Annotated in this window: 1 protein-coding gene; it reads left to right on the forward strand. The window is 41.5% G+C overall.

Annotated elements, in window-relative coordinates; all coding sequences use genetic code 11:
• Positions 1–427 precede the first annotated feature (427 nt).
• Positions 428–8688 (forward strand): SpaA isopeptide-forming pilin-related protein (locus SST62_RS1000000112880; protein WP_228376843.1); only part of this gene is annotated, 8261 nt, incomplete at its 3' end.

Genomic DNA, 8688 nt, shown 5'->3' on the forward strand with positions numbered 1-8688 from the left:
GAGAACCAAAATATTGTATTGGATAAATTAAAGAAAATTGATGGCGTTAAAATTGTTCATGAGCATAAGGATGTTTTAACGGGAGCGTCTGTAGAGGTGGGCGAGAAGGTTTGCTTGATATAAAAGCCACTTGATTTTTTGGGGGTCGAGATATAATACTAATGTATGTACAATTTGTTGGGATAGCTATGTAATATACTACTCTTAAAAGTATTACTTGTCACGTATTAGAGTTGATGTATTCGAATTATAGTCTTTTAGCGCAAGGTAACGAGCTGTAGGCTACTTTTATAGTCTACTAACTGTAAAAGGTTGGAAATTGAGTCGCTTTGCTCGTTGAAGTAATCAAAAAGAAACGACTGATATGCGCTTGTTTAAAGTAGATAGACATTGATGTAGTAGAAAGGTAAAGCGAAGGAAGAGAAAGATGAAGCTGAGAAAAGAAGCTTATAAAATAGCTAAGTTATTATCAGTTACGCTACTAATTGCAAATAGTTTCTCTGGAATAGCAAGCGTCTTGGCAGAGGAACAAATCGCTAATGCTGACAGGACGATAAGGCGAACCTATATTGAGGATAAAAAAGAAGAAAAAGAGAAGTTATCACTTCGTATAGATGAGTCGTTGTCAAGTCCGAATACCTTGGGTTTAACCATAAGCGTAGATAAGCAGGGAATTGAAGATAACGGTTTAGTTGTCATTGCACAAAAAGGTCTGGAATTAAAGAAGGAGGCTTTGACTGAAGGCTGGGAATTAGATAACGCGTATAACGAAAATGACCTGATTTCCAACTCACAAACGCAAGAGGAAAATACTGTTTTAGGTAATTCAGATGAATTAGCGAAAAATGCAGAAACCCTCCCACCCTATGGGGAACAGTATCATTCCTACCGTTTGCTTCCAAAAGTTAATTCGGAAAATCTAGCTGATGAGTTAACGGTAAGTTTTACTAAAGTAAGTGACGTTGTAAAGGGAGAGTTTGTGGCAGTCATCAAAGAAGATGTCATCGCTTACTTTAAGTCTGAACCAAGTGTATTTAAAGACTACCCTAAAAAAGAAGTTACTACCTCCAGTGAAGATGTCAATGAGGTCAGTCCTGCCCAGGATCCTCCTACCTCTGAAACAGAAGGACAAACACCTGAGAGTCAAGAGTCACAAGCTAGTACAACAACTTCGGAAGCAGAGGGAACGGTAGCGGAGGCTGTTGATCAACGAGGCGCTATCCAGATTAAAGTCACAAAATCTACAGAGTCTACCCCAGCACAAGCAGAAGAGAAAGATTCGGCAAATAATGCTATTGAGGGTGCAGAATTTGAAGTGCGTAATATTGAGCAGAGCGATACGGTCTATACAGGACGAACAGATAAGGATGGTCTTGTAACCATTTCAAATCTCCCGCTAGGAACCTATACAGTTGTTCAAAAAACAACTGCGGATAATTATGAACTTTCTAAAGAAGAGACCGTAGTCTTATCAGAGGCTAATGTGACGAAAGAGCTAACGCTTGTTAATAATCTCAAGAGTTCTTTAATAACCTATGATATCAGTTCAATGCTAAGTGCTTCATTGGGGGGACGTTCAAAGAGAATGGCACGGTCATTGTTTGATGTTTCATTGTTTGCAGCGCCTACAGTAACAGGAACGACCACAACGACGACTACCACGACCGTATCTGGTAATAAAACAACCACTTATACACGTGAAGAATCTATCTTCAAGTACATCTTCAAGCCAATCACGATTTCAATCCCAGGTTTCTATCAGAGTTATGCACAAGATGGTGTCTTGAAGAAAAAGGAAGTAGTGGTTGACTCGGCTACTAATACCACAAAAATCATCTGGGAGTATACGACTACGGTAGGGGGCGCTAATAGCAATATCACCTCTATCAGAAATGCCTTCTCCACCACAACAGACTCAGGTCTAGGAGAACCACGAATTACCTCAGTCACAAAAAATGGCACTCCGATAACAACCAATACGACCCACTATGGAAGTTCCGACAATTTCAAATCGGCAACAGATAACTTACCAGTTGAAAATGGAACATACGTCTATACGATTGAAACTCCTGTAGTGATTCCAAGTGATAACTATAGTTTAGATTATCGTTCGGAAGTTACTGTTAATGCTCCAAAGGGAAGTAAACTTACCTATAATGGTACGTCAGTTACCTTAAGTCAAGCTGAAACGCGTACCTTATCGACAGCAGATACCATTACACTTCCAGCTAAAAATGACGGAGGTCCTTTAGGCGACTTAAAAGTTGATACGGTCAATACCTCGAACGTCAACCGTACCATTGGTAAGTATCGTGATGGCAATGACAAAGTCATCGAATGGACTAGTTCGCAACTAAATGATACCACAGATCCACAAACGTTTACATTCGACGTTGCTTTAGACAATTCACAGGCGGTTCATAACTATACAGTTTACATTTATACGCCGACCGCTACAGGTAGCTACACGGAAAGTTCTGCAACTGTTGTAACACCGACAAATAATCAAATTACAGTTACGGATGTTCCGCCAGGTGCTATTGCTCTAGTTAAGACGATAACGAATGTCACAAATGAGAAAGCTAACCATACTATTTCAGGAGCACAACTAGAGGCCCTGAAAGGTGACATTACCATACAGAAAAACTGGGAGACTGGTAGTGATAAGGTCGATGTGACCTTTACGGCAAATGGTGGAAGTTTAACCAATCGCACGGCAACAATTAGCGCAAATACGACACAAGTTACGATTGCTAATGTTGACAAGTTTTCTGGTACAGGAAGCACAGCGACTAAAAAGAGAATATACTATGAAATAACCGAAGCGGTTCCATCAGGTTACATTCTTTCTAGCAGACAGACAGACTGGGAAAATCTTTACTATGTCTTTACAAATAAAAAAAATAATACAATGACACCGATATTTCCAACGGGTACTTGTGGAAACTATGGAGTAACCAGTATAGACCCTGTCAGTATCAATTACGTTATGTATCAGTCAGGTTCTACTATTTGGGGTGGTTTTGATGGTTCGATGAGAATGAACTTGAAAATACCTGCTTTTGCGCGTGCAGGGGACTCATTTACGTTAGAACTGCCACCAGAGTTAAAGTTGAGTCATGTTGCCAATCCTAATAATGTATGGACCACTGTATCTGCAAATGGTAAGATGATAGCTAATGTATATCATGAAAAAGATAACTTACTTCGTTTTGTATTGACAGCAGATGCTTATTCTGTACAGGATTATTATGGTTGGTTTGAGATTGGTGCACCAACCAGTAATGTGATAAAAATTAACAACAGAGCAACGAACGAACTCTATAAAACAGGGGTCATCCCAAATCTTCCAGAGTGGTACACTACGGCTACTCGTAATCAGACATATGTTAGTAAGACGCTGAATTTCAAATCCACTTACAATGGAAGCGGGATGAATTGCGAAAAAACGGTACAGACAAATGGGACTTTAGATGCTACAAACACTGATCGTAGCGAAGGAGGACTGTCAAAGTTTGGAGGAATAAATAAATACCAATATAGCCAGACTGCCGATACGTTTACTTGGGAACTGGTCTATAATGCAGGTGGCGCAAATATAGGTAGTGCTAGTGGGGAACGGCGAAAATTTTGGGATTTTTTACATCCAGGTTTAGAACTATATCCTAATGGGAACGTATCAAGTAGTATTCCTCAATCTATCGAAATCTATGTAGCAGATGGTACCAAGGCTATGTCCTATTCCAAGGATAGTTTGGTGAAGTTAGATTATAAAGAGACTTCACAAAATGGAAATGTCCATCATTATGGTTTACCAGACAATAGTATAGGTGTATCGGTAAAGGTTTATAGCGAAAATAAATCCTATGCTGCATTTGATAATTTTACTAGTACTCACTCAATTGAATTTTACCATGATGGAAATACGGCCAATAAGGCAATTGTAGTTCGACTGACGGAGAGGAAAAAGTACCAAACGAACGGAATGTACTATAATGGTATGAGTGTTCATTGGAGAAGTCCGGTTATGGGCGATGGAAGAAAACAAAATATTTATCGTCGTGAAGGAGATACAGCCTCACGAGGTGGTGCTTATCCTGTAGATTGGTATAGCCTGAAATTGAAAAAAGTTACGAATGAAAATGGTCAAAAACGTCCACTAGCAGGTGCAGTTTTAACACTGTATAGAGGGACTGAGCCGTATCGAACTGCAGTTTCTGATGATGATGGGAATATTCAGTTTTCAGAGATAGCTGCCGGTACTTATACCTTTAGAGAAACGCAAGCGCCATCTGGCTATATCTTAGACCCGACAGAGCACAAGATTGTTATCACTAATAGTCAAAACATTACCATTGATGGCAAACAATACGATGCCAATAGTCCAACAGAAGTTGTCAATACCAAGCCAGCTACACTCCAAATCAATAAGTTTGAGCTTGGTGAAATTCAGCCACTAAAAGGTGCGGTCTTCAGACTTAAGAGCAAAAATGGTGGAAATTATGACATTACTATAGGGAATGATATTCCTGCGAGTCAGTTTGTTTTTGCAAACCTAACAAAAGGCACCTATACCTTGACGGAGACAAAAGCTCCAGCGGGTTATAAGCCGATTACTCCACTAGATATTGAAGTCTATGAGGAGAACGGTGAGCTAAAAATACGGAAATTAACAGATCTGTCCAATACTCAGACAGGTGCAATAGAGGTTGTCAACGGTAACTTTAGCATCGACGTTGTTGATGAGGACTTCAGTACCGAGTTTACAAAGGTGAATGAGCAAGGGCAACCACTTGCAGATGCAGTGTTTGAACTTCGTCAGATGACACAGACAGGTTATAAACGAGTGCTAACTGGGTTGACCTCAAATAGCCAAGGGAAACTTCATGTAGACCATTTACAAGGAGGCACAACTTACGAACTCTGGGAAACTAGTGCACCTTCAGGTTATAGCAAGCTAACCACAGCTGCCGCTCGATTCACCGTTTCTGACACAGGTACGATTACCTTTGCATCAGGAGGCAGTCAAATCACTAACCGCCCTCCAACTTATAAGGTGAAAGTGCAGAAAGTAGATGCACTGACTGGACAAAAAGTAACTGTGCAGACCCGCATCGGTATCACTGATAGCCAAGGGCATGTCATTGAGGGACAAATTTCAAACTTTACCAATGGAGAAGTAAGTTTCCCTAAAAACTTTGCCCCAGGAACATACTACATCAAAGAAGAAACAACTCCGTCTGGTTATATCGGCTTATCAGGTTTGGTACCATTTACCATTCGGGCAGATGGTGTAGTAGAAGTGTCTAGTGATTATCTTGAAGGTATTGATGTGACAACGAGCTCACCAGATACGATTACGATAAAAGTAAAGAACTATCCACTCGGAAAATTCAAAGTTAGCAAGCGTGTCAAAGGGATTAGTGATATGACCAATCTTATCACTGGGCAAATGACCTTTACGTTGACCAAGAATGATGATCCAAACGTCACCATCGTCAAACAGCAAGCTGCTAACCAAGACTTTGTCTTTGAAAACCTCCAGCCTGGGGTCTATACTCTGACAGAAACCCAAGCCCCATCTGGCTACATCAAATCGACAGAAACGTACACGATTCATGTTGATAGAGATGGCAGTGTGCGCTTCTATCCTAATTCAGACACTAGTAGTCACCTTGCGACTGGTTTACGTGTCATCAAGTCAGCTGAAATTGCAGCAGCCGCAACCCATGGTTCTAGCACAGAAGATAAGGCGCTAGACGGTACTTTGACAACTGGAGCCTTGTACCGATTGCCGAACTCGACATTGAATGAAGGTCAATGGTGGGGAGTGGATTTAGGTTCGGTTCAACGCGTGACGCAAATCCTCTTTGCGCAAGGTAAAAATGCTACAGATGGTAGTGACCGTGACAAGATGGATAGCTATACCCTTGAGTATTCATCAGATGGCATCACCTACCAATCACTTGGTGATTTCACAACGCTTGACCTTACTCAATCGGTAGATATCTATGCACGATACATTCGTGTACGAAATCTACAGACAGGAACAGGGAGATGGTTGGGAATCAGAGACCTGCAGGTAAGTGTTCGAGATGCTACCCAATCGATTGACGCAGGTGGAAGTAATGATACAGCCAATATTATTAAAATCGGTAACATCGAAAACCCAGAGTTCAAAATTGAGAAGGTTGATAGCAATAACACCCAAATCTCAAAACCTGTCATCTTTAAGCTCTACAAAGTTGACGATAGTACAACAGCAGATACTGTATCAAGTGTTACTCTTAATGACAGCAATCTTGTGCAAACCTTGACCTTTACAGGTCAAAGTAGCATGACTAGGTTAACTGCGACAGCTCTGGGCAAATATGTTCTTGTGGAAGCGCAGGCACCAGAAGGCTATGATGGCTTGACTGCCCCAGTCTTGCTGGAATTGGAGGAAACCACACGAGCCTATGACGTGACCCAACAAAAAGCTGTGACACGTTTTAGAGTTTTAAGTCAAACGAATTCGGTCAGCGTAGCAGATTTACCTGGTGTGAGTGGTGTTCTTGCGAACGCTATTAGCATTAAAGTAAAAAATACGCAAAAAAGCTATAACTTTAAAGTCATCAAGAAAGACTCGACGACAGATGCTGGACTGGATGCCCGTTTTGAACTTTATCGTGAAAATGGTAGTCGTGTCGATGCCGGAAATACGACGTCGTCTGGTGAGAACCTTGTCTTCCGTAATCTCAATCCTGGTGTTTATGTCCTCAAAGAGGTACGGACACCAAGCAATTACAATGGAATTGCGGATATTAAGGTACAGATTGCTGCCAATGGAACACTAACCGTTCTTGAAGGACCAGCAGAACTCTTGACGACCAGCAATGCAGATGAAAATCGAGAAATCCGCCTGACTGTAAAAAACGTTCCATTCCTTGAGATGAGCGTTCAAAAACTGAAAAAGGCGACAGGTATCAGTCTGGCAGGCGTTCGATTGAAAATAACTGCACTGGATCAAACACCTGCTCCAAACTTTAAAGATGTGACATGGCATCAAAATCATTATAGTGGTGTTGCTAACTCGACTGCTAAGACAGTAGAATGGACGACACGAGCTGATGGAGATGCAGTCTTCTTGCTTCCACAGGGGCGCTATAGATTGGAAGAAATGAGTGCTCCAGGTGGTTACAAACAGTTAGAAGCATTTACATTTACTGTTAATGCTTCCAATCAGATTGTACTTGGGGTGGATGCCCCTGCAAACCTAGTGGGGACTACAACCAAGGATAACCGTTTGTCTATCGTCCTTAAAAATGAGTTTGAGAAGAAAATCAAGGTTAAGAAAATAGACAAGACCAAACAAACGCTTCTCGCAGGAGCCAAGTTCAAGCTCTTTGCTTCTGACCAAACAACCCAGATAGGGGATGAAAAGACAACAAATAGCCAAGGTATTCTTGAATTTACTGTTACAGATGCAGGAACCTACTATCTCCAAGAAAGCCAATCACCAACAGGTTATGTGACCAACGGTAAAAAGTACAAGCTGGTGGTTGCAGAAGATGGTAGCGTAACGACAGATAATGGAGATGACAACTTTGCTATCGGTGACATTGATGCGACGGATCGCTCAACAACGATTACCGTTAAAAATGAACGTCGTAGCATCAAAGTGAAGAAACGTGACTACCATAATCCAGCGACTGGATTGAACGCTCGATTTGAACTCTTTACAGAGGATAATCGACCTGTAGTCATTGATGGTGTCGGTATGAAAGGCACTACCAGCAATGCGGACAATAGTATTACCTTCTCGAACCTGCCAGTCGGTATTTATATCTTGAAAGAGACAGTCGTTCCAACCGGTGGTTATAGACCAACCACTGAGTTGCGAGACATTAAATTCGAAATCCAAGCAGATGGAAGTCTGAGACTCATAGACTTTGATTCGAATATGGTAACGGTTGATGTGTCACAAGGGGCTACCCTTGAGATAACCGTCAAGAACTTCAAGTTCCTTGAGATGAGCGTTCAAAAACTGAAAAAAGCGACAGGTGTCAGTCTGGCAGACGTTCGATTGAAAATAACTGCACTGGATCAAACACCTGCTCCAAACTTTAAAGATGTGACATGGCATCAAAATCATTATAGTGGTGTTGCTAACTCGACTGCTAAGACAGTAGAATGGACGACACGAGCTGATGGAGATGCGGTCTTCTTGCTTCCACAGGGGCGCTATAGATTGGAAGAAATTAGTGCACCAAGTGGTTACAAGCAGTTAGAAGCATTTACATTTACTGTTAATGCTTCCAATCAGATTGTACTTGGGGATGGTGCCCCTGCAGACTTAGTGGGGACTACAACCAAGGATGGTCGTTTGTCTATCGTCCTTAAAAACGAGTTTGAGAAGAAAATCAAGGTTAAGAAAATAGACAAGACCAAGCAAACGCTTCTCGCAGGAGCCAAGTTCAAGCTCTTTGCTTCTGACCAAACAACCCAGATAGGGGACGAAAAGACAACAAATAGCCAAGGTATTCTTGAATTTACTGTTACCGATGCAGGTACCTACTATCTCCAAGAAAGCCAATCACCGACAGGGTATGTGACCAACGGTAAAAAGTACAAACTGGTGGTTGCAGAAGATGGTAGCGTAACGACAGATAATGGAGATGACAACTTTGCTATCGGTGACATTGATGC

The sequence above is a fragment of the Streptococcus suis YS56 genome, from assembly GCF_000440115.1.
In the GTDB taxonomy this organism is placed as follows: Bacteria; Bacillota; Bacilli; order Lactobacillales; family Streptococcaceae; genus Streptococcus; species Streptococcus suis_L.